Origin of the sequence: Bradyrhizobium sp. CW1 (genome assembly GCF_023100665.1) — a bacterium.
Lineage (GTDB): Bacteria > Pseudomonadota > Alphaproteobacteria > Rhizobiales > Xanthobacteraceae > Bradyrhizobium > Bradyrhizobium canariense_D.
Genome location: NZ_CP064684.1, coordinates 5,106,281 through 5,129,606, shown reverse-complemented (window position 1 = coordinate 5,129,606; position 23,326 = coordinate 5,106,281). Strand labels below are relative to the sequence as shown.

Below are 23,326 nucleotides of genomic sequence, written 5' to 3'. Positions count from 1 at the left end.
GTGAATCAGAGTTTGGGCTCGCCAAGGCCGGACAGCCGCTCGAGGTGCTTGACGGTCGCGATGAAGTCGGCGTCGCCGTCGCCCTGCGCGACCAGCGAGCCATAGGTCTCGCGCACCTGGGCCGCGAGCTGAAGCGGCACGCCGACGGCGTGGCCGGCACCGAGGATCAGGTCGAGATCCTTGGCCATCTGCCTGCAGGAGAAAGTCGAGTCGAAATCGCGGCTGCGCAGCGGCGCGGTCTTGTATTTCACCATCGGCGAGGCGACCGCGCTGTCGTCGAGGACTTTCAGAATGTCCTGCCAGCCGATGCCGCCCTTGCGCGCCAGCGCCAGACTCTCCGCCATCATCGCGGCCGACACCGCGATCATCAGATTGACCGCAAGCTTCGCATATCGCGCTTCCTCGCCGGGCCCAAGATAGGTCTGGGCGCGGGTGAAGGCGGCAAGCAGCGGCTTTGCGTTTTCGTAGGCGTCCTCCGGGCCCGAGACGAAGCAGCTCAGCGCGCCGGTGTGGACGATACTGGCATTGCCCGAGACCGGCGCCCGCAGGTAGAAGACACCGCGCGCCTGGGCGGCGGCGTCGACCTCTGCGGACGCCTCGACGCTCACGGTGCTGGTCTCGATCACAACAGATCCAGCCGCCATCGCGGCGATGAGGCCGGTTGGGCCGAGCAATGCGCCGCGCAAGGCAGCGTCATCGGGCAAGGACGTGACGATCGCGGCCTTGCCGTCCACGGCCTCGGCCGGTGAAGCGGCAATCGAAATGCCTTGCGTGCGAGCCTCCTCGAGCCGTGCGGCGCTCCGGTCGAACGCGGTCACCGCATAACCGGCCTTGGCGACGAGCACCGACATCGGCAAGCCCATCTTGCCGATCCCGATGAAAGCGATGTGTTTCGAAGCGTCCGTCATTGTTGTTGTCCTTGACGCCCTCAGGCGGCGTGTCCCTGTCGTTCGATGTCGTGCACCAGTCGCCGGCCGGATTGCACGAGCAGTTCCTTCTTCGCCCCCAGGCCCTCGGCCAGCAGCCGACCATTCCGCTTCTTCCACACGCCGCCGATCATCACGGCCTCGATATTGGCAAGGCTCGTCTGCATCACCACGGTGGAAACGGGATCGTGCACCGGGACGAGGTTGAGATCGGAGCAATTGATGATGACGAGGTCGGCGAGCTTGCCCGGTGTCAGCGAGCCGATCTGGTCCTCGCGGCCGAGCATGCGGGCGCCTTCCGTCGTGATCCAGCGCAGCGCCTCGCGGACGGGGATCGTGGTCGTCGCCGGAATGGTGCCGCTGGCCTTGCGCGACTCGGCGTTGTCGAGCGCCCGCTGCATCGAGAGCGCAACGCGCGCGGCGGAGAAGAGGTCGCCCGCCAGTACGGATTCCAGATCGATGCCGATGGTCGGCCGCACGCCGCGCTTGAGCAGCCGTCCGGTGATCGGAAAGCCGTGGCCCTGGATCATTTCGTTCTCCGGCGTCACCGAGAAGGAGACGCCGAGATCGACCATCCGGTCCAGCAGTTCGTCAGGCAGGTCATTGCCATGGACGATGTTGATTCCGGCGCCCACGAGACCCGCCTCGATCAGCTTCTCCCAGCCACCGGGCGTCTTCGCAGGACCACCGCCCTGATGCATCGATGCGATCAGCTTGAGTTCCCGCGCCATGCGAAAATCGTGCATGGCGACGTCCAGCGTCGAATAGTGCGGGCCGAGGATCGCGAGTCCAAGCGTGACGAGGCCGTCGCGGTCGGCGAGGGGCCCCGCCAGCAGTCGCTCGACCTCACGGCGTGGATGCGGGATCTCCGAGAAATGCGGTTCGCCCGGTTTCGGTTCGGGCTTGGGCGAGCCGTGGAAGAAGGCCGCCCGGATACCGCATTCGATCAGGCCACGCACCGCGGCGTCGGTATGATCGGGCGTCGGATTGTTGTGGCACCAGTCGACCAGCGTGGTGGTGCCGTGATTGATCTGGTTCAGCACACCCACCAAGGTCGCGATATAAATGTCCTCGGGCCTGAAGACCGTAGCGAGACCAGCATGCATGCGGCGGAAATATTCCAGCAGCGTCCAGTTGGCGGCATAACCGCGCAAGCCCGTCTGCCAGGTGTGCATATGGGCGTTGATCAGGCCGGGGATGACGATGCGGCCGGTGCCATCGACGATCTCGGTCTCGGTCGCGCCGCCGACGTCGATCGATGGACGCACATCAACGATGCGGCTGCCCTCGATCAGCACGTCGCCGCCAGGTAAATCGCCGATCGTGTCATCCATGCTGATGATGACGGCGGATTTGATGAGCGTGCGCCGCATCGAATCAAACTGCCGTTTTGATGGCGCCGGGCGGCTCGCCGGCCCAGGCGCGCGCGATCAGGTCGCGAATGGCGTCGCGTTCGAGCGGGCGCGGGTTCCAGTAGGCGTTGGTGACCGCGAGGTCGGCAGCCTTGTCGATGCCGCCTTCGGGCATGCCGATGTCGCGCAATGCGACCTTCGCACCCAGCCGCTTCGCGAGCTCGAAAAGTCCTTGCGGTGCATCGGCGGCGCCGATTGCGCGTGAGATCCGCGCCATCGCATCGGGCACGGCCGGCGCGTTATAGGCCAGCGCGTGCGGCAGCACGATGGTGTGGGTCTCGGCATGCGGCAGGTCGAAGGTGCCGCCGAGCGTGTGGCAGAGCTTGTGATGCAGCGCCATGCCGACGGTGCCGAGGCAGACGCCGCACAGCCAGGCGCCATAGAGCGCTTCGGTGCGAGCCTCGCGATCGTCGCCCTTGGCGGCGATGGCGGGCAGGGCACGCGCCAAGGCGCGAATGCCTTCTTCTGCCATCAGCGAGGTGACGGGATTGGTGTCGCGCGCGTAGAGCGCTTCTACCGCATGTGCGATGGCGTTGATGCCTGATGTCGCGGTCAGGCTCGCCGGCAGCGTCAAAGTGAGATCGACATCGTAGATCACGGTCTCCGGCAGGATGGCGGCGTCGCGGACCGTGGTCTTCAGGCCATTCTCGGTCTGGCCGACGATCGGCGTCATCTCCGAGCCGGCATAGGTCGTGGGAATGCAAAGCTGGTTGATGCCGGTGCGCAAGGCCAGCGCCTTGCCGAGGCCGGTCGTGGATCCGCCACCGAGGGAAATGACGCAGTCGGCCTCGCACGCCTTCATCGCCGCGAGCGCCCGCTCCGTGACCTCGACCGGCGTGTGCATGGTCGCGCCCGGAAAGATGCCGCCGTAGAGCGGACCGAGCGCCGCGCCCAAACTTTTGCCTTGCGCCTCCTGCTGCGGCGTCGTCAGCACCAGGGCGCGCTTGCCACCGAGCCGCTCGACCTCGGCCTTGGCCGAGGCCAAAGCTCCGCTGCCGAACACGACGCGGCAGGGCAGGTTTTCAAAGGTGAACGTACCGATCATGCGCCGGTCTCTTTGATGGGATAATCGACCTGGAAGCGTCCGATCCGCAAGTCGCCCAGCGCCTCGCGCACGCGCAGATGTTCCGGGTGGGTGGCATAGGCCGCGAGCGCAGCGTGGTCGGTGAATTCGGAGAACAGAACGACGTCGCAGGCGTAGTCGACATCGCTGACATCGAGACCGACTTCGATATGGGTGAGGCCGTCGATCCGGCCGCGCAGCCCCTCGAACAGGGTCTTGACCTTGACCCGGGCGGCAGAACGCTCCGCCGGCGTCTCGCCGCGCAGCCGCCACATCACGATGTGCCTGATCGGGCCCGACATTTCCCTGTTTCCTCGCCTGCTATCTTGCTTGTGTTTAGGCCATTTTGACTTGCGGGATACGGAAATAAAGCTCAATAATCGTAAGTCTCTTTTCCTGTTTGCGAAAAAATGGACCGCCTGCTCCAGTTGGAAGTATTCGCCAAGACGGCCGAGCTCGGCAGCATGTCCAAAGCTGCCGAAGCCCTACGGATGTCGAATGCTGCCGCGAGCCGCCATCTCAGCGCTCTCGAGGAGCGCCTTGCAGTCCGGCTGATCGAGCGCAACACCCGTCGGCTGTGGTTGACTGAGGCGGGGCAGGAGCTGCTGGAGCGCTCGAGCCGGGTTTTGAGCGAGTTGGCCGAGGCCGAGGACATCGTCAGCGATCGGGCGCTGTCGCCGCAAGGCATGCTGCGGGTCACGAGCTCGCTGTCCTTTGCGGTGATCTATCTGGCGCCGATGCTGCCAGCCTTCCGCGCGCGCTATCCGAAGCTCAACATGCAGATCACCACCGCCAACCGGTACTCCGATTTCATCGAGGCCGGCATCGACGTGGCGATCAGGACGCGCGAGCAGGAGCCGGATTCCAACATCATCGTCCGCCGCATCGGCCAGATGCGGCGGGTGCTCGCTGCTGCGCCGTCCTACCTCGCAAGCTGCGGCGAGCCGGAGCAGCCCGCCGATCTCGCGCGCCACAACATGCTGATCTACAATCTCGCCAACGATCCCTATTCGCTGCGCCTGCGCAAGGGCAATGGCGCGCAGACTGTTCGCATCACGTCGACGCTCGACAGCAATGACGGCCAGGTCATCCGCGGCGCCGCGCTGGCGGGGCTCGGCATCCTCATCCAGCCGCTCTATATCGTGCAAAGCGATATCGCTGCGGGCCGCCTCGTCCCCGTTCTGATGGACTGGGAGCTGCCGCTGCTCACGATGAACATCGCCTACCAGAACCGTGCCGGACTGCCTGCCAAGATCAGGGTCTTTTCCGACTTCCTGGTCACCCACATCCGCGAGCATTCGCAGCCGGGGATCTGGATCGACGCGGCGAAGTGAGCGACATTTTCGAATTCAGGCGGCTTTGTAGAAGGCACATCCATTGAAAGCCAGGACATCCGGCACCGCATGGCGGCATGCCAACATCGGTCGGCTGCTCAACAACGCGGTGCGGCGCTTCGAAGGTCGTGTGCTCGAACTGATGAGCGAGAAGGGGCATGGCGAAACGAGGATCGCGCATGTCGGCCTCACACGTAATCTCGACGTGGAGGGGACCAGACTGACGGAGCTCGCCCGCCGCGCCTCCATGAGCAAGCAGGCGATGGGCGAGCTGGTCGATCAATGCGCCGAGCTCGGCTTGGTCGATCGGATCGCCGATCCGACCGATCGCCGCGCGCGCATCGTCATGTTCACGCCGGCCGGGCGCAAATGGCTCGATGCGTTCCGCGACGCGGTCGACGTCGCCGAGCAGGAGATGCGCGCCGAACTCGGCAAGGCCACGATGGATGCAATCCTGAAGGGACTGGCGGTCTATGGCGCGACGTTCGATACGCTCGATGACGCCAAGTAGTCAGGCTACTTGACGACATCGTCAGGCGACCTTACCATGCGGAATAATGCTGGTTGGGAGAAGCGCCTTGGAAACATGTCTGACGGCCTCGGTGCTCATCGTGGGTGGGGGGCCCTGCGGCCTGATGCTCGCCAACGAGCTCGGCCGGCGCGGCGTGTCCGCGATCCTGGTCGATGAAAAGCCGGGCACGGCATTCAATCCGCAAGCCAATGCGACGCAAGCGCGCTCAATGGAGCACTATCGGCGGCTGGGTTTTGCCGACGAGATCCGACGCGAAGGTCTGCCTGCGGATTATCCGACCGACGTTGCGTATTTCACGCGCTACACCGGTTACGAGCTGGCCCGATTTCAATTGCCGTCATCGTCACGCGCGGGCGAGCTCGTCAAGGGCATGTCGGGCTCCTGGAGCGCCGCCGAGCTGCCGCATCGGGTCTCGCAAAAATACGTCGAGGCGGTGCTGCGCCGCCACGCCGAACGGCTTCCCGGAATACGGCTCAGCTACGGTCATCGTCTGATCAGCTACGTCGAGAGCGGTGACGGCGTTATCGCCGAGATCGAATGTCTCGATGACAACAGCCGCTTTCAGGTCCGGGCCGACTTCCTGGTCGGAGCCGACGGGCCGCGCTCGATGGTCCGGCAATCGCTCGAGATCGTCTACGGCGGCGAAACCGGAACGCAGCGCGATTTCATGGGCGGCCGCATGCTGGCGGTCTATCTCCGTTCGCCTGGCTTCTACGCGAGCATCCCGCATGCCAAGGCGTGGATGTACAATTGCTTCAACGGCGACCGCCGCGCCTTCATGGCATCCGTGAATGGTCGCGACGAATTTGCGTTTCACACGCAGCTTCGGCCCGGGGAAGACGAGATTGCGATCACAATCAACGAGGCCAAAGCAGCGTTCCAGCGCGCTTGCGACGCGCCGATTGACTGCGAAGTGCTGTCATTCGTGACCTGGACCGCCGGCCACGCGCTGGTCGCGAACGGAATGCAGCGGGGCAGAGTGTTCCTCGGCGGCGACGCGGCGCATCTGTTCACGCCGACCGGAGGCCTTGGCTACAACACCGCGATCGAGGATGCGGTCAACCTCGGCTGGAAGCTCGCAAGCGTCGTCAAGGGTGTGAGCCCGGCGGGGCTGCTCGACAGCTATGAGGTCGAGCGGCGTCCGGTGGCGCTGCGCAACACCGATTATGCGCGTCGCTTTGCCGACTCGCTCGGTCTGTTCGCTCCCGCGCCTGACATCGAGGACGCCACCGAGGCCGGCGACGAGGCGCGGCGGACGGCGGGCGTCTATCTCGAACAGCACGCCCGCGCGGAATTCAACATTCCCGGCGTCACCTTCGGTGGGCGCTACGACGGCTCGCCGATCATCGTCTCCGACGGCAGCCAGCCGCCGCCCGATGCCGCGAACGTCTACGTTCCGAGCGCCTGTCCCGGCGGCCGCGCCCCGCATACGTGGTTGGAGGACGGCGTCTCGCTGTACGACCTGTTCGGGTTCGAGTGGACGCTGCTCCAGTTCGGCGAGGTCATGACCTCTCAAGCGTCAGTCGTCGAGACCATCCGTGCGATCGGGGTTGATGTGAAACTCGTCACGCTGCCGAAATCCCTGCGCGATCTCTATGAGGCGGATCTGGCTTTGATACGCCCCGACCAGATCGTGGCTTGGCGCGGCAGCGCGTCACAGGCTGGTACGATCGGGCGCGTCCTTGCCCGAGCACTCGGACACAACGCGAGCGACGGCGCACGGCTGGCAAGCTGATCGACTCTCGCCGTTGCATCCGACCAGCGGCTGCGGCGGCCAATAACAACAAGACAACAAAACGACAAATGACACCGGAGGAGGAAACCGTGACGACAAGAGCATTGGAGCACTACGACGACCATGCCGCCGCCGGCGCCACTGCCGAGCAGACGGCGAGCAGCCGCCGGCGTATCCTGATCGCCGGCACCATCGGCACCGCGATCGAATGGTACGACTTCTTCATCTACGGCCTGATCGCGCCGCTGGTGTTCGATCAATTGTTCTTTCCGAAGTTCGACCAGCTCACGGCGACGATTGCGGTGTTCGCGACGTTTGCCGTCGGATTTTTGGCGCGTCCGCTCGGCGGGCTTGTATTCGGCCATTTCGGTGACCGTCTCGGCCGAAAGTCCGTCTTGCTGTGTACGCTGCTCATGATGGGACTTGCGACCATGTCGATCGGATTGTTGCCGACCTACGCCAGTGCAGGCGTGGCTGCGACCGTCGCGCTCGTGGCGTTGCGCTTCGTTCAGGGGTTTGCGCTCGGCGGCGAATCGACTGCGGCGATCCTTATGGCGATCGAGACGGCGCCCGGGCACCGGCGCGGCTTCTCGGCCGCGGTGATCCAGGCCGCAGGACCCGTCGGTGTCGTGCTCGCCTCGTTTGCGGCGCTCACGATCGCGCGGCTGCCGGAAGCGGACCTGCTGTCATGGGGCTGGCGCGTGCCGTTCCTGATCAGCGCGGTTCTGGTCGCGCTCGGCGTCTATATGCGCCTGCGCATCGAGGAGAGCGCGACATTCCGAAAGGCGAAGGTGACGGAAGTAGCGCCTGTGGTCGAAGCGCTGCGGGAACATTGGCGGCCGATCCTCATCGTATTCTTCGCCGAGATGGCGCAGACGTCCTATTTCTATCTGACAGCCATCTTCACCATCTCCTTCGCGACCCGTCAGCTCGGCGTCCAGAAAGACGTCATCACGCAGGCCGTGCTGTTCGCCAATCTCGTCGGGCTCGTTGCGATGCCACTCATCGGAGCCTGGTCCGACCGTATCGGACGAAAGCGTCTGTTCTTGGCCGGCGTGGTGCTTGCAGCCATCTCGATGTTTGCATTCTACGGTGTGGTCGCGAGCCGCGACACGGTGCTGGTGACGGGCGCGGTGATCCTCGCCGCGGGGGTGATCCATCCGCTGATGTTCGGCAGCGAAGGAAGCTATTTTCCGGAATTGTTTCCGACCCGCATTCGCTTCACCGGCGTGTCGATCGGAAAGCAGCTCGGGACGGTGCTCGGCGGCGGCATTGCGCCGCTGGTCGCCACCAGCCTGTTTGCGCAGACGGGCTCCACCTACGCGATCACAGGATACTACGTTGCGCTCGCGCTCGCGGCGATGATTGCGCTCGGCTTTGCGCGTGAAACCGGAAAATCGCGGCTGCTCGGCTAGCATTACAGTTGCTTTTGTTGCGGGCTTCTGAATCCATGGGCAACCATGATTCGAATGTCGTGGGCGCGGGCCGCGTCGGTTGAGGCGACGCTTGCGTTGTGGGCGGCGTCGCTTCGAGAGATCAAGCAACGGATACGTCCGTTGTTCACGCAAGAGCGTGTTGCGACGAATGCAGGTCTGTTCCTGGAAGGTCTGCTCGGAGATGAGCAGCGCAAGACCGGTTGGATGCGCGCGGAGGCGGCTGGCGATCCCGGCCCATGGCGGCAGCAGGCGATTCTGGGTCGTGGAGACTGGGACGCTGATGCCCTGCGCGATATCGTGCACGACTATGTCATCGAGCATTTGGCGGATGACGATGCGGTGCTCGTGATCGACGAGACCGGTTTTCTCAAACAGGGCAAAGCGTCATGCGGAGTGGCGCGGCAATACACTGGTTCGGCAGGAAAGATCACGAACTGCCAGATCGGCGTCTTCGCTGCCTACGTTTCGCGTCATGGCCATGCGTTCATCGATCGCGCGTTGTATCTTCCGAAGGAATGGACCGACGATCCAGATCGTCTGGAAGCCACATATGTGCCTGCCGATGTCGGCTTTGCGACCAAACCAAAGCTTGCGACGAGAATGATCGCACGCGCGATAGCCGGGTCTGTACCATTCAAGTGGGTTGCCGGTGATACCGTCTACGGTGTTGGCAACATCGAACAGCAACTACGTCGGGCAGGCAAAGGCTACGTGCTTGGGGTCAGCAGCGCTCATGTGTTTCGATCCTGGGGCAAGCGACCGCCGGTCGCCGGTACGGCTGCAGACCTCGCCCGGACGCGGCGCTCATCCGACTGGAAGCGCCTGTCGGCGGGAGCCGGAACCAAAGGACCGCGGCTGCACGATTGGTGTTATCTCGAATTGGCGGATCTCGAGGCCGAGCAGTCCAACAGTGCAAATGACGGTTTGTGGACACGCGGTCTACTGATCCGTCGTCGCATTGCCGATGATGACCTCGCCTTCTTCACCACCTGGTGCCCAGCGGGAACAGCCATTGAAACGCTGGTCGCGGTCGAAGGCCATCGATGGGCGATCGAGGACAGCTTTGAAACGGCGAAAAACGAGTTCGGGCTCGATCACAACGAGAGCAGATCCTGGCATGGCTGGCACCGTCATGTGTCCTTGGTGATGCTCGCCTTCGCCATGATGGCCGCGATCCGACATCGCGCTAATCCGCCACCGCCCAAAAAAACGAAACGGCGCCCCCCGGCAAAAGCCAAAACATAACCACCCCACCACTGATCCGTTGGTCAATCCAGGAAATCCGCCGCATTGCTATCAGACTTGCGCGGAAGCGGATTCAACCCGCACACATCATCGCATGGTCCTTCTGGCGCAGAGCTCACCAGGCTGCCGCTCAACGCGCCCACTTCAAATCAAAAAAGCAACTGTAATGCTAGAGCGAGCGCCATTATCAACCCCAGGGAGGTTTTTCATGGACGTCAGTCTTCTCATCAACGGGCAGGATCAGGCCGCTTCCAGCGGCAAGGTGTTCGAGCGGCGCAATCCGCTGTCGCAGGAGGTCGCAAGCCGCGCGGCCGCCGCGACCGCTTCCGATGCCGACGCCGCGGTGGCGGCGGCCTCCGCCGCGTTTGCCGCATGGTCGGCGCTCGGCCCGAATGCGAGGCGAGCCCTGTTGCTGAAGGCCGCAGATGCGCTTGAGGCCAAGCGCGACGCCTTCGTCCGGTTCATGATGGCCGAGATCGGCACGACGGAGATCTGGTCGGCCTTCAACGTCAAGCTCGCGACCGGCATGCTGCGCGAAGCGGCGTCGCTCACCACGCAGATCGCCGGCGAGGTGATCCCGTCGGACAAGCCGGGATGCCTCGCGATCTCCATTCGACAGCCCGCCGGCGTGTGCCTCGGCATCGCCCCGTGGAATGCGCCGATCATTCTCGGCGTTCGCGCCGTGGCGACGGCGCTCGCCTGCGGCAATTCCGTCGTGCTCAAGGCCTCCGAGATATGCCCGGGGACGCACCGGTTGATCGGCGAGGTCTTCAAGGACGCAGGCTTTCCGCCCGGTGTCGTAAATGTTCTGACCAACGCACCGGCCGATGCGCCCGCTCTGGTCGAGCGCCTGATCGCCAATCCGGCCGTGCGGCGGATCAATTTCACCGGCTCGACCCGCGTCGGTCGCGTCATCGCCGAGCTGGCCGGGCGCCAGCTCAAGCCAGTGCTGCTCGAACTAGGGGGCAAGGCGCCTCTGGTCGTGCTCGACGATGCCGACGTCGATGCCGCCGTCGCGGCCGTGGCGTTTGGCGCCTTCATCAATCAGGGCCAGGTCTGCATGTCGACCGAACGGGTGATCGTCGACGAGGCGGTAGCGGCGTCCTTTGTCGACAAGCTCGCGAAGAAAACGGCTGCGCTTCCGGCCGGCGCCCCGCGCTCCGGTCCCGTTGTCGTCGGCTCGATGATCGACGAGGCGCCGGCCAAGCATGTCGTTGCGTTGATCGACGACGCGGTCGCCAAAGGCGCCGTCAAGCTCGCGGGCGGCGACCGGGTTGGCACGGTCGTCCCGGCCACCGTGCTCGACCGCGTGGTGCCCGGCATGCGCATCTATACCGAGGAGAGCTTTGGTCCCGTCGTCTCGGTGATCCGGGCAAGTGGCGTGGATGACGCGGTGCGGCTTGCCAACGATACCGAGTACGGCCTCTCGGCCGCCGTGTTCGGCCGCGACGTCGCGCGTGCGCTGACGGTGGCGCAGCGGATCGAAAGCGGCATCTGCCACGTCAACGGCTCGACCGTGCATGACGAGGCGCAGATGCCGTTCGGCGGCATGAAGGGATCGGGCTACGGCCGCTTCGGAGGTCAGGCCGGGATCGCCGAGTTCACCGATCTGCGCTGGATCACCATCGAGACCCAGCCGCAGCACTATCCCTTCTGACCGCGCAACAAGCGAAGCCCATCAGGACGCTATTCATGAATTCGAAAGTTCTCACGGTTCGGGAAGCGACCCTCGGTGTGCTTCGCTCCTTTGGCGTCGATCGCGTTTTCGGCAACCCCGGCTCGACCGAGCTTGCCTTCCTTGGCGACTGGCCCGACGACATCGACTACGTGCTCGGATTGCAGGAAGCCTGCGTCGTCGGCATGGCAGACGGCTATGCGCAGGCCACGGGACGAGCGGCGTTCGTCAATCTGCACTCGGCGGCTGGGCTCGGTCATGCCCTCGGCAATCTCTTCACCGCATTCCGCAACAAGACACCGATGGTCGTGACAGCCGGGCAGCAGGCGCGCAGCCTATTGCGGATGCGACCCTATCTCTTCTCCGAGGACGCCGCACAGTTTCCAAAGCCCTATGTGAAATGGAGCGCCGAACCGGCGCGCGCCGAAGATGTTCCAGCGGCGATCGCGCAGGCCTTCCTCACCGCCATGCAGCATCCCCGCGGTCCGACATTCGTGTCGGTCCCGTCGGATGATTGGGCGCGGCCCGCAACCGCTCCACCGGTCCGCTGCATCGCGACGGAGTTTGCGCCCGATCCGGCGGCGATCGTTCGGCTCGGCGCGGCGATCCGAGCCGCCAAAAAACCTATCTTCGTTGTCGGACCCGAGATCGATCGCAGCGGCTGCGTCGACGCGATGGTCGCTGTGGCCGAGCAGGCGAGCGCGGCCGTTTGGGCAAGCCCGATGTCGAGCCGTTCGAGCTTTCCGGAATTGCATCCGCTGTTCGCCGGCTTCCTTCCGGCAGCACCGGGAGGGCTCGCCCGCGCATTGCGCGGCGCCGATCTGATCGTCGTGGTCGGCGCGCCGGTGTTTACTTTCCATGTCGAAGGACAATGCGAATTGCTCGACGATGGAACGCCGGTCTGGCAGATCACGGATGATCCGACGGAAGCCGCATCCGCTTCTGTCGGTGACACCATCATCAGCACGCTCCCGAAGGCGCTGGCTGGGCTGCTGTCGGTGATGCCTGACATCGCGGAGCGCGAGGTGCCGGCCGCGCGGTTGCGGCCTGCCGCTCCTGCCGCGCAAAATCCGATTCCGCCGGGCTATGCGCTCGCCCGGCTCTCGGCGTTGATGCCGGGCGATGCGATCGTGGTCGAGGAGGCGCCGTCGCATCGCCCCGCCATTCAGCAATTCCTGCCTCGGCCCGGCGCGGACAGCTTCTACACGATGGCGAGCGGCGGACTTGGTTATAGCCTGCCGGCCTCGGTCGGCGTGGCGCTGGCGCGGCCGGGCCGCCGCATCGTCGCCCTGATCGGTGACGGATCGGCGATGTATTGCATCCAGGCAATCTGGACCGCGGTGCAACGCCGCCTGCCGATCACTTTCGTGATCATGAACAATTCAGGCTATGGCGCGATGCGCGCCTTCAGCCAGCTGATGCAGGCGCATCGCCCGCCCGGGATCGACCTGCCCGGGCTCGACTTCGTGGCGCTCGCAAGGGGAATGGGTTGTCCGGGGCAGCGCATGACCGATGTCGGCGACGTCGACGCCATCTTGACCGAAGCGTTGGCATCAAGCGGTCCCGCGCTGGTCGATATCGCCGTCGACGACGCCACGACGGACCTGTTCAGCCATCCGCGCTAGCTGGCGGCAGAGGGGCTGGTCCGCGGCGACAAGACAGCCGATGGAAATTTGCCTCCGAAGGCACGGGTCTTCGGTTGGACACGCGACCCGTCGATCACCTCGAGTTGTCCGCAGCGATTCAAGGTATGCAACTTCCTGCCGGGCCATGCTGGCCCTGGCCGCAGAGAGTGGCGGATAATCTGCTTGAACGTCGTCGGCGACAGTTCGACGATTTCCGCCAGGGCGAGCGCTGCCCCATATCCGCCGGCACAATCCTGGACCGGGCGCCACAATTTGTCATTGATGGTGACGAAATTCCCCGCAGGCCGCGTGCTCGCGCGGTCGATCAGGACCGGGTTGCTGGCATGCGGCAACCACGGGCCCATGAGGTGCTCGGCGTGATAGATCGCCAACGAATCCGAATACCCGCCAGTGCCATCGCGCCAGGCTCCGAACAGATAGTGCAGGCCGTTGTGCCGCGTGATCGTCACATCGGCGAGTTCAAGTCCTGAAAGCAGCGTCGCGTGGCGCTCCCATTTGTCCGGGAACCGAACGCATTTATAGATGGCGACGTCCCCATTGGTCGAGCTCTCCGGGATCATCCACAATGCGCCATCGTCCTCGATCAGGAACGGATAGGAGAGGTGCCAGGGCTCGTCCAATACGGGCACGACCGCTCCGACCGGGCCCTTATCGTCGAACTCGATCGCGGAAATGATTCCTTTTCCAATCCGGTGATCGAGATCCTCAAAGAAGACGAATGTTCTTCCCTGCCACGTGATGGGGAAAGGATCGGCGTAGAAGTGGTTTCCGGGATCGGCAAGGACGTTCCAGCGAGGCCCTGACAGGTCTCCGGTCTGCCAGACGCCTGCGCCCTTGTTGATGCGCCATCCGACATGCCAATGCGGGGCATAGCAGCAGAGGCGATAGATCTCCTTGGCGATCGATATGGTGAGGCCGCGCGCGACATAAGCCGTTGGCGGGCGGCCGTTGTCCGCTCGGGCCGGTCGTGCCAGCTGCGGCACGATGCGCGGTCGTCCCGACAGGATGGCGGCCACCATGGTCAGGGTTCGCGCCATGACCGTTTCCAGGCCCCCGCTCAGACCGGCCGCGATTTCGGCGGAGGGATGGCCACGATCGAGGACTGCACCGTCGACCTCGTCGACGATTTCGATCACCGGCAGATCGCCGGCGAGAATGGCGGCAAGAGCTGCGTTTTCGCCTGCCACTCCATTGAACAGCGGGCGGAGATACTGCCGGGCGGAGCAGTTCGGATCCCGCGCGCCACCGGTGAAATCGACGACGACGTCTGCCGTGCCGGCGCGAGCCTGCATCCGGTCCGGACTGATCTTCAGCCTTTCGGTGCCGCTGTGTTTGCCCTTGTGCAACACCAAACGTTCGAGCTCGAACAGCATGTCGAGACCCGCCGGCCGCGGCTCCGCCGTTGCCGTCCACGCGATCTGGACCGGTACATCCCGCCCGTCGATCGACAGCGTCTCGCGGCCCATCCACCGCCGCGCATTCTCAATTTCACAGCGAAACTCGATGGTCATGTCGAGCCGATCCGTTTCCATGCGCCCCGATCAAATGACCTGGCCGAGAATTCGAACGTATTCCTCCACCATGGCGTCCACTGAATAGCGCAGCTTCAGGCCTTTGGCGTTTTGCCGCAGTTCGTCGCTCAGTCTTTGGTCCGTCAGGAGCCTCGAGACGGCCGCTGACAGCTTGGCGTGATCGGAGGTATCGACGAACAGCGCTGTCGGCTTCCCTTCGACGGACAACACTTCGCGCAAGACCGGAAGATCGGTGACGACCGAGGGAACGCCGGCGTTTGCAGCCTCCACAGCGGCGAGGCCGAAGGTCTCCGCCTGCGTCGGAAATACGAACACGTCGAGAGCGGCGAGAAACTCCGCCATCTGGCGCGGGGTGATTTCGCCGAGCAGATGCAGCCTGTCCGATACTCTCAGCTCATCCGCCAACTGCCGCAGCCGGGCCTCGTCGGCTCCCTGGCCGGCCAGCGCGAGATGCCAGGATGGTTGATCCGGCAACAGACGTATCGCCGCGTCGAGCCGCTTGTGCGGGTGCAATCTTGCTGCGCAGCCGAGCAGGGGGCTATCCGGCGGGAGATTGAACTTCTGTCGCGCAGCTTGCTTCGACAGGGTGAGCGCCTTGTCGTCGAAGCCGTGCGGGACATGCACCATGCGCGCGCGATAAGCCCTGGGGTAGCGCGAATACTCGCGCTGCATGTCCAGCGAGTTGAGCGTGATGCGGTCGAAGAAGCCGAGGCTGCCCATGACGATGTCGGCCGTACGGACCGGCCAGCTCATCGACAGCGCGGATGAAACCTGATTGGCGATGACAGGTGCGCGGCAGATCAGGCGCGCCACACCGGCGCCGATGACATTGCCGAAGTGCTGAAAGGTCAGAACGGCGTCAGGCCTGGTGGCCCTGATATGGCGGCCGAGCGTCCACAGCATTTGCAGCAGCGCCAGCGGATTTCCCGGCCGGCTCGACGCGCAATAGACCGTGTGGGGCGGCTCATCGAACGAATCCGACTTGCGGAAGAAGAAAAGATTGGTGACGCGATAGCCGCGGGCGGTCAGCCCGGCGCCAAGCAGGCGCGAGATCTCCTGCGCACCGGCGTTCTCAGCCTGGGTCTGTACGAGCAGCACGTGCGGCTTGCGTCCGCCACCGTTGGGCGACGGGAGTGCTGTCGCAGTCGTCTCGCCCAACGCCTTGTTTGGCTGGTAATGCAGCACGGATCCCGACCCATTAGAGAAGCGAATTTTTCACCTTCTTAACTCCGTATCTACCATGCGGGCATCGCGCGGACACCGACTAGCAATAAACGGAGTTAATGCGCCCTGCCGCAAGGGCATGAGGGAATTCCGCTGGTTCCGACGAAGTGCAGAGGACGCGGGCAACCGCCGATTAACCATCGATATTTGGGTTGGAGCGGGCCCACTAAAGCATATGAAAACGACGCACATTCCGCCGGTGCGCCGACGGCTGCTGGTGCGCTCTCCTTCATGCGGGACACGCGCGACATATGCTGACGCTCTATTCGCCGGAGTCCGCGCCACGGACCGCGTAGGCGCTGGGCTTCGATGCGGAGAAGCGCAGAAGCCCTAGAATCGAAGGATCGACGCCGGTTCGCCGGCGACAGAGGATGTTGAGGACGATGGTCGCTAACGCGAGCGACACAGTGGCCGAGATCGCTGCGCCAAGAACGCCGAGCCAGGGAATGAGGACGAGAAATCCAACCAGCCGTAGCGCTACGTTCCCGGCAATCACGGGGACATACTCGCGCTCATGGCCGGTCAGTTGCAATATCGCCGCAGACGGACCGCCCGCCGCCTGGACCGCCGTTCCGATCGCGAGCACGATCAGGACCCAGTGCTGCGCAGCGAAATGTGGCCCGAACAAGTTGAGTAGATGGGGACCTCCAACCCAGATCAGGAGGAGTCCGCTGACCACGCACACCGCGGTCACTTCCGCCATGAGCCGCAACGTTCGCTCGAATTCCTGATGGTTCTTGCTGAAGTACAGCGAGGGGAGCCGACGTGCGCCAAAGCTGTACAATGCGGCCGACAGCATGGCGAAGATGTTGGCCAGGCGCGAAGCGGCAAAATAAATTCCGGCGGTTGCCGGGTCCAGCATCCAGTAGACCAGAATGACGTCGAAATACTGGTTCGCGGCTTCGAGAATGGATGCGACCCAGAAATGAAGCGCGCTCGATCTCCAGCGCGACGGCTCGGAACGCACCGCCGTGCCGCGGAAATCCGGTAGAACTCGCGCAATCGCGATGATCTGTGCGACCAGTCCGACCGACATGGCAATCGTCATCACGGCGATCAATTCGGCGGGATCAAGCTGCCGATGGCCGAACATGATTGCGAGCAGAAACAGCACCACGCTGACTCGCCAGAAGAACTCCCTGTTTCCTTCCCCCATGAGAATGCTGACCAGCGAGCGTGCGATCTGGCTGCCAAGCATCAGTCCGGCATTCACGGCTGTGTAGGCCGACACCGCGACAACCAGCAGCCACGAGGCGCCTTTGATGTTCGCGCCGATCGCGATTGCGCCGATCGCAATCAGCATCGCGACGGAGGAAATCTTGAAGCTCGATAGCAGCACGCCCTTGGTGAGATCAGGCTGATTTCCCACCCGATACTCGTTCAGAAATCGCACCAGCAGCGATTCCTGGCCCACCAGACCGACGACCGCTGCCATCTGGGCGACCGAAAGCCAGGTCGCAAAGATGCCAAACCCATCGGGCGACATCGTTCGTGCCGCAAGCGAGAACAACGCGAACGCAAGCGCGCCGCTACCAACCTTGAGAAGGATGGTTCCGGCAACACCGCGCGTCACGTCGCGCCGCATGAACTGGACGATGGATTCGATCATGGAGATTTAAGGGGCAACTTCCCCTGAAGAGACATTTTCCGATTACCTGCGACAGCCTAGCATGCCGAAAAACCGTGAGTGTTAATGGACGGCCTCCATGATCCCGCCGGCCGCGGCGACGTCGCGGCCATGCCTGTTGCTTCACTATGGAACATCGCTGACCCCATTGTCCCAGATAGAGCAAAGTGCGGCCCGGTCGCGTGGCGGCAGAGCGCCGCATCGACGGCCGATGAGGCGAGATGAGCCGTTGGAATGCGGACCGGCTCGGCGGGAATGGCCATCCCGAGCAAGGCGCGTGCCGGATCTCATCGGGCCGGGCAGGTCTCCGCTGCGTTAACCGAGATATCGAGAAATGATCGCGTTTGGTCCTGCGATGCGACATCAGGCGAGAGAATTGCACGGGCAACCATCGTTGACCGTGGGAGCCTGGACCATGACGGCGGATAGCAACGTGACCGAGCCGAGCGCTGGATCTGCGACCGCGGCGATCGTCGTCGACATCGCGATCGTCGGCGGCGGCCTTGCGGGCTCGCTCGCGGCGGCCGTGCTCGCGCGGGCAGGGCATCGTGTCGCTCTCGTCGACAAGCGCGCGGTCCATCCGGACGAGTTTCGGGTCGAAAAAATAGGCGGCCGTCAGCTGGAGATGTTGCGCAAGCTGGGCTTCCTCGATGCGCTCGACAACGTGGCCTGTCGATATGATCAGGTGCTCAACATCAGGGAAGGCAAGGTGGTCGATGTCAGCGTCGGCCGGGCTTACGGGCTTCCATATGCCGATCTCGTCGCCATGGCGCGCAGCCAGCTGCCTGATCCGTCCAGCCTCATTGTCGATGAGGTCACTGCGGTCAATTGTCGCGACGATCTCCAACATGTCGAGCTCGCGTCAGGGGGGCGCATAACTGCGCGCCTCGTCGTGCTGGCCACGGGCATGGCGGGCGTGCTCGGCTACAAGCTCGGCATCAAGCGGCGCGTGCTGGCCGAGCGCCATTCGGTTTCGTTCGGCTTCACGATCGCCCGCCGCGACCACGCGCCGTTCGATTTCGAGGCGTTGACCTGTTATGGGGAGCGCACAGCGGACGGCATCGATTATCTCAGCCTGTTTCCCGTGCGTGCCGGCATGCGGGCAAATCTCTTCATGTTCCGAGACCCGACCGATCCGATCATGCGCGAGCTGCGCCGTGAACCGGAGGCGACGGTCTTGCGCCTGCTTCCGGGATTGCGGCCCTACCTTGGCGACTTCCACGTGATCGACCGGGTGCAGAATTGGGTGATGCACCTGTCCGTCGTGGAAGGACATCTCCAGCCCGGAGTCGTGCTCATCGGTGATGCGTTCCAAACGAATTGTCCGGCCGCCGGCACGGGCGTCGCCCGTCTGCTGGTCGACGTCGAGCGCCTCTGCACCGAATATGCGCCGCGTTGGCTCGGGACCGAGGGCATGGGTCGGGAGAAGATTTCTGAATTCTATTCCGATCCCGACAAGGTCGCGGCGGACCAGCAGTCACTGAAGATGGCGCGCTTCCGGCAGGCCCTGACGTCCCGCAACGATATTGGCTGGGACGTGCGGCGGCGGCTGCACTTCCTGCGACGCAGTATCACCCACCGGCTCGATCAGATGCGGCCCGGCTGGCTCGCGCAGGTTCGAAGCGCGCTACGCGCCTGAGAGCGGCACCCGGTCGGCCCCTCGCACCGGTCAGCGCGTCGGCGTTGAGGTCCGGGTCGGCAGGAACCTGAACTCCGACATCCGCTTGGCGGCCAGCTTGAGCCAAGGCGCCTGTTTCAGTGCGAACAAGGAGATGGCGCCCGTGGTGCTGCCCGCCTGCGTGACCGTCCACATCGGTGAAGGCTGAGCGCCGAACTGCTTCTTGTAGGGCTCGTCGCCGATGGTGAAATCGAGCATCTGATCCCCGCGCTCGATGCAATCCTTCGCCACCTGCTCGAACATCAGCGCGCCCAAGGACTGGCTTTTGTATCCGGCAATGTCGAAGGCGCCCATGATCACGAGGAAGCTGCCGTGATGGCTGAGTCCGAGCACGGCTGCGATGACCTCGCCGTTCATCTTCATCGCATAGAGCCGGACAAAGGAGCCGAGGCCGCGCTGCGCCACGTCGGAATAGAAGCCGTAATATTCGGGGCGCTGGAGCAGATCTCCGTCGCCGTGTGCCTGAAAGCGCGGCCCGCGAAATTTCTTCATCACGTCCAGCACCTCCAAGACAGCGGCACTGTCGCGGCAGCATGAAAAACTCAAGTCCCCCTTCTTCTGGAGCTGCCGGGCTTTCTTTGCGAGCTCCTTCTGGTAGGAACGGTCCAGCGCACTGGCGCGCCATTGCTCGAACGGCGCGACCAGAACGGTCGCATAGGCATTGGTGTCCATCGCTATGCGGCGGGGCGCAGCCAGCAGGTTCTCGATCGGAAGCCGTCCATCCGGCAGCTTGGTCATCCGGAGCAGATCGAACGGGCGGACGAGGCACCGGATTTCTGCGCAGGCACTCTCGTCCTTGAGCAGCTCGGAAAATACCTGCGGGCTGCATACGGGCGCGAGGTAGTCGGAAACGCGGAGGTCGGCGAATTCGACGGTCCGTATCGGGCCGCGCCGGATCCGCAGCAAGGGCAACACCATCGCAAGGGCGCCCGTCGCGCGGTGGCGGACCACGACAACCAGAGGAGTTGCGCTCACATGAGACGCGAGCCTGGTGTAGAGGGTGTCGAGCCAAAGCGGATGCTGGAACGCGGTGGCGGCCGAGTTGTCGAACAGCTCCGCGTAGTCCGGCGACAGGAAGTCGAATCCCTGCTCGATGGCGATGTCGAATGTGTTGCTAGGTCTGTTCATACGCAACCAAGAAAGCAGATGGCTCGGGACGATTGATGGAGCCGGATCTACGCTCTATAGCAGGGTCGTTACGGGGGAGACACCGGCGGCGTATGATTTGCATTAATCCTTCGAGCGAGGCGCGTATGGTTACCAAACCGCTAATTCCTCATCGAGCGGCCTCGCAGCCGAAACAGCCACGACCGCGTCAACCCCCCTCGTCAGAAATATTCCACTTTACCGAAATTCGGTTTTAGCGTATGTGTCGTCCATCCCGGCTCATCCTTGAGGGGCGATCTTGTGGTCGTCATGTTCGCGAGCCGGGCTTGCGGTGGACGCGGCAGCGTTCGGGTGCGAGAGGCTAAGGGCAGGGCGGATTGCTCTCCGTGAGCCCAGGCTGCGTTCCGACGAGCGGCGCTGCTAGGCTTCGTCTCGTCTGTAAGTTTCCGGCTCCGTCGACAGGGCTGGGAAAACTGCGGCGAAATGGCGAACCGTGCGTACGGCAAAAACCGTGTGGTCCTAGCCGTCGTTGCTACGGTCAAGCCCTGGCGAATGCGGCATCTGCGTCAACCGGCGCGGTGGCGGTGACTTTCGTTGGGACGAGGGAGGCCAAAGAGAACTCGGCTCCCGGGAGAGCACGGCATAAGCCGTCCAACCATCGCGCAGGGAAGGCCGAGTGATTGGCTACACCTGTATGCTGCTGTGCGGTTTTCCTGCGTGTGCTTTTCGCGCAGCGGACCGCGGGTGCCAGCCGGCACCCGGCCTTCCCTGCGCCCTCTTGGACAAGAGGGTGAAGCGACCAAGCAAAGCTCGGGCGAAATGCGCCGCGAGAACGCGAAGGCGTGTCCGTCTACCTCGAGATTCCGGTTCGAGCACCGATGTCTTGTCCCTAACGCTAGGGACAGACACGTTGCCGCGATCCGCTTAGCATGATCCGCCCGCTTGCTCGGGACCGCAGGAGGGAACGCGTATGTCGGACGACGTGCCTTCTGGGCAGCGTCGGTGCGTCCCGGAGAGCAGTGCAAGCTCGAGCCGGGGCGCCCGATGCAGCCGGCGGAGTCATCAAAGCGGACAGGGAGGAACGGGACATGAAGATCGGTTTCGCGCGAGCCTCGCTTCTTGTGGCATGCGTCCTTTTTGGAAATGCTGCTCACGCGGACATCAAAATTGGAATTGTGATTTCGGCAAGCGGCCCGGGATCCGCTCTGGGACAGCCGCAGCTCAAGACGGTTGCAGCTCTTCCGAAAGAGATCGGTGGAGAGAAGGTGACCTATATCGTCCTGGACGACGAGTCGGATTCGACCAAAGGGGTCCAGAACGCACGCCGGCTGGTGATCCAGGATAAGGTCGACGTGCTGGTCGGCTCCTCTCTGACCCCGGTGACCATGCCGATGCTGGATGTCGCGCTCGAATCGAAGACGCCGCTGCTGTCGCTCGCTGCCGCTACGGCCATCGTTCAACCGATGGATGAGAAGCGTGCCTGGGCTTTCAAGGTCGTTCCCAATGACGACCTCATGGCGGCCGCCATCCTCAAGCATATCGCGACATCAGGCGTGAAGACGCTCGGCTATATCGGCGTTTCGGATGGCTACGGCGAGGGCTACTACAAGGAGGTGAGCCGCCTCGCGCCTGCGTTGGGGCTGACCGTAGCCACACATGAGGTCTACGCGCGCGCCGACACCAGCGTCACCGGTCAGGCGCTGAAGGTGATGTCGACCAATCCCGATGCCGTCTTCATCGCGTCCGCAGGAACTCCGGCCGTCCTGCCGCAGCAGGCGCTCCGCGAGCGCGGATACGCCGGGAAGATATTTCAGACACACGGCGTGGCCAGTGAGGAGTTCATCAAGCTCGGCGGCGCGAACGTCGAAGGTGCGGTATTCGCGGGCGAAGCTTTTACCATTGCCGCCGATCTTCCCGCAGGAGATCCGTTCCGTCGTTCGACGGAGGAGTTCGTGACCGCGTATGAAGCGGCGAACGGACAAAAGCCCAACATGTTCGCTGCTCACCTCTGGGATGTCGTGGCACTGATCGGAAAAGCTGCACCGGATGCGCTGAAGACGGCAAAGCCTGGCACAATCGAATTTCGCGCGGCGCTGCGGGACGCACTCGAGCGTGGGCAGAACATCTATCTCAACAATGGGCTGTCGAACATGAGCAAGGCCGATCACAACGGCTATGATGAGCGCTCGGCCTTTCTCATCAAGGTCGAAGGCGGGAAGTTCCGCCTGGCAAAGTAGCGGCGCGCCGATGCACGATCTGGTCTGGTCCGCCTCAGACCCAGCCGCCATCGACGATGTAGTGCTGGGCTGTGCAGGCAGAAGCCTCGTCGGAAGCGAGGAAGATGGTGAACTTCGCGACCTCGTCGGGCATGAGCTTGCGCTTCAGGCATTGTCGTTGCATGAGCTCGACCTCGCCCTGGGGTGTCATCCATTTATCGAGCTGGCGCTCAGTCATGATCCATCCCGGCGCTATCGCGTTCACGCGGATATTGTAGGCGCCGTAATCGCGCGCCAGAGAGCGTGTGAGACCGATCACACCCGATTTGCTGGCGGTGTAGGCGGCCATGCCGCCTTGTCCGGCGATCCACGATACCGAGCCGAAATTGATGATAGCGCCGGCGTTCGCCGCCTTCATGTCCGGCAACACGGCCTGCGCAGCAAAGAACTGGTGCTTCAAGTTGACCCCGATGCGGTCGTCCCAATATTCCGGTGTCATTTCCTCGGTGCTGTGCCGCTCGTCATGCGCGGCATTGTTGACGAGGATGTTGATCGCGCCGCGCACATTGCGCGCCTCCGCGACACCGGCACGTAACGCGGCAATATCGGTCAAGTCGACACGCATGAAACGCGCGCTAAGACCTTGATCCGACAGCTCGCGTGCCAGCGATTGGCCCGCGTCGACATTGATGTCGAAGAACACGACATTGGATTTCTGCTGTGCGAAGCGCCGCACGATCGCAGCGCCAATTCCCGATGCGCCTCCGGTGACGAGAACGACCTTGCCGGCGAGGTCGGAATAAACGGCAGCCATGGATATCCCTCGATTTGCGTTGGGGGCAGCGCGACGCGGCCCGACTCTCCCGCTCACCTTAGCGACCTCCCTCGTGAGGTGCATAGGTCAGAATTTCAGTTGCGTACCTCAAAAATCGAAGGCA

18 protein-coding genes are annotated in these 23,326 nt (G+C 63.6%); 9 read left to right on the top strand and 9 right to left on the bottom strand.

Annotation, left to right across the window (positions count from 1 at the left end; all coding sequences use genetic code 11):
* Window positions 1-5: 5 nt before the first annotated feature.
* From IVB54_RS25210 to IVB54_RS25195, 4 genes are read right to left on the bottom strand one after another with little or no spacing between them, the layout of a single operon-like run.
* Window positions 6-908 (bottom strand): NAD(P)-dependent oxidoreductase, encoded by a 903-nt coding sequence (locus IVB54_RS25210; RefSeq protein ID WP_018458703.1) that lies wholly within the window; start codon window positions 906-908, stop codon window positions 6-8.
* Window positions 909-928: 20 nt separating this feature from the next.
* Window positions 929-2,299, bottom strand: a complete 1,371-nt coding sequence (locus tag IVB54_RS25205) for an amidohydrolase family protein (protein WP_018458704.1) — start codon at window positions 2,297-2,299, stop codon at window positions 929-931.
* A 4-nt stretch (window positions 2,300-2,303) separates the two neighbouring features.
* Window positions 2,304-3,383, bottom strand: coding sequence for a maleylacetate reductase (locus IVB54_RS25200; RefSeq protein WP_018458705.1), 1,080 nt, complete (start codon window positions 3,381-3,383; stop codon window positions 2,304-2,306).
* Window positions 3,380-3,703, bottom strand: coding sequence for a Dabb family protein (locus IVB54_RS25195; RefSeq protein WP_018458706.1), 324 nt, complete (start codon window positions 3,701-3,703; stop codon window positions 3,380-3,382). The genes IVB54_RS25200 and IVB54_RS25195 overlap by 4 nt, the downstream gene beginning before the upstream one ends.
* 108 nt (window positions 3,704-3,811) lie before the next feature.
* Between IVB54_RS25195 and IVB54_RS25190 the strand changes: the two genes are divergently transcribed.
* The 7 genes from IVB54_RS25190 (at window position 3,812) to mdlC (ending at window position 12,983) form a co-directional block, all read left to right on the top strand.
* Window positions 3,812-4,735 (top strand): LysR family transcriptional regulator, encoded by a 924-nt coding sequence (locus IVB54_RS25190; RefSeq protein ID WP_018458707.1) that lies wholly within the window; start codon window positions 3,812-3,814, stop codon window positions 4,733-4,735.
* A gap of 43 nt (window positions 4,736-4,778) precedes the next feature.
* Entirely contained in the window at window positions 4,779-5,246 is a 468-nt protein-coding gene (locus IVB54_RS25185; protein WP_018458708.1) for a MarR family transcriptional regulator, read from the top strand.
* A gap of 46 nt (window positions 5,247-5,292) precedes the next feature.
* Complete coding sequence (locus IVB54_RS25180) at window positions 5,293-7,002, top strand: FAD-dependent oxidoreductase (RefSeq protein WP_026233641.1); 1,710 nt, start codon at window positions 5,293-5,295, stop codon at window positions 7,000-7,002.
* Between the two features lie 89 nt (window positions 7,003-7,091).
* Window positions 7,092-8,417 (top strand): MFS transporter, encoded by a 1,326-nt coding sequence (locus IVB54_RS25175; RefSeq protein WP_026233642.1) that lies wholly within the window; start codon window positions 7,092-7,094, stop codon window positions 8,415-8,417.
* 45 nt (window positions 8,418-8,462) lie between these two features.
* Window positions 8,463-9,683 carry an IS701 family transposase gene (locus IVB54_RS25170; RefSeq protein WP_247285483.1) on the top strand — a complete coding sequence of 407 codons (1,221 nt, stop codon included), beginning with the start codon at window positions 8,463-8,465 and terminating at the stop codon, window positions 9,681-9,683.
* A 208-nt stretch (window positions 9,684-9,891) separates the two neighbouring features.
* Window positions 9,892-11,340 carry an aldehyde dehydrogenase gene (locus tag IVB54_RS25165; RefSeq protein WP_247776487.1) on the top strand — a complete coding sequence of 483 codons (1,449 nt, stop codon included), beginning with the start codon at window positions 9,892-9,894 and terminating at the stop codon, window positions 11,338-11,340.
* A gap of 35 nt (window positions 11,341-11,375) precedes the next feature.
* Complete coding sequence (gene mdlC / locus IVB54_RS25160) at window positions 11,376-12,983, top strand: benzoylformate decarboxylase (protein WP_018458712.1); 1,608 nt, start codon at window positions 11,376-11,378, stop codon at window positions 12,981-12,983.
* Here the strand turns inward: mdlC and IVB54_RS25155 are convergent.
* From IVB54_RS25155 to IVB54_RS25145, 3 genes are all read right to left on the bottom strand, one after another.
* Window positions 12,980-14,515 (bottom strand): hypothetical protein, encoded by a 1,536-nt coding sequence (locus IVB54_RS25155; RefSeq protein ID WP_026233643.1) that lies wholly within the window; start codon window positions 14,513-14,515, stop codon window positions 12,980-12,982. The two genes, mdlC and IVB54_RS25155, sit on opposite strands and share 4 nt — an antisense overlap.
* A gap of 30 nt (window positions 14,516-14,545) precedes the next feature.
* Window positions 14,546-15,721 (bottom strand): glycosyltransferase family 4 protein, encoded by a 1,176-nt coding sequence (locus IVB54_RS25150; protein WP_018458714.1) that lies wholly within the window; start codon window positions 15,719-15,721, stop codon window positions 14,546-14,548.
* A 301-nt stretch (window positions 15,722-16,022) separates the two neighbouring features.
* Window positions 16,023-17,369, bottom strand: coding sequence for a polysaccharide biosynthesis C-terminal domain-containing protein (locus tag IVB54_RS25145; protein WP_018458715.1), 1,347 nt, complete (start codon window positions 17,367-17,369; stop codon window positions 16,023-16,025).
* 433 nt (window positions 17,370-17,802) lie between these two features.
* Between IVB54_RS25145 and IVB54_RS25140 the strand changes: the two genes are divergently transcribed.
* Complete coding sequence (locus IVB54_RS25140; protein ID WP_018458716.1) at window positions 17,803-19,026, top strand: NAD(P)/FAD-dependent oxidoreductase; 1,224 nt, start codon at window positions 17,803-17,805, stop codon at window positions 19,024-19,026.
* 30 nt (window positions 19,027-19,056) lie between these two features.
* Here IVB54_RS25140 and IVB54_RS25135 read toward each other — a convergent pair whose 3' ends face one another.
* Window positions 19,057-20,193: a GNAT family N-acetyltransferase gene (locus tag IVB54_RS25135; RefSeq protein ID WP_018458717.1), complete on the bottom strand. Its 1,137-nt coding sequence runs from the start codon at window positions 20,191-20,193 to the stop codon at window positions 19,057-19,059.
* Between the two features lie 1,067 nt (window positions 20,194-21,260).
* Between IVB54_RS25135 and IVB54_RS25130 the strand changes: the two genes are divergently transcribed.
* Window positions 21,261-22,409, top strand: coding sequence for an ABC transporter substrate-binding protein (locus IVB54_RS25130; protein ID WP_018458718.1), 1,149 nt, complete (start codon window positions 21,261-21,263; stop codon window positions 22,407-22,409).
* Window positions 22,410-22,443: 34 nt separating this feature from the next.
* Here IVB54_RS25130 and IVB54_RS25125 read toward each other — a convergent pair whose 3' ends face one another.
* Window positions 22,444-23,202, bottom strand: coding sequence for an SDR family NAD(P)-dependent oxidoreductase (locus tag IVB54_RS25125; protein ID WP_018458719.1), 759 nt, complete (start codon window positions 23,200-23,202; stop codon window positions 22,444-22,446).
* Window positions 23,203-23,326 lie beyond the last annotated feature (124 nt).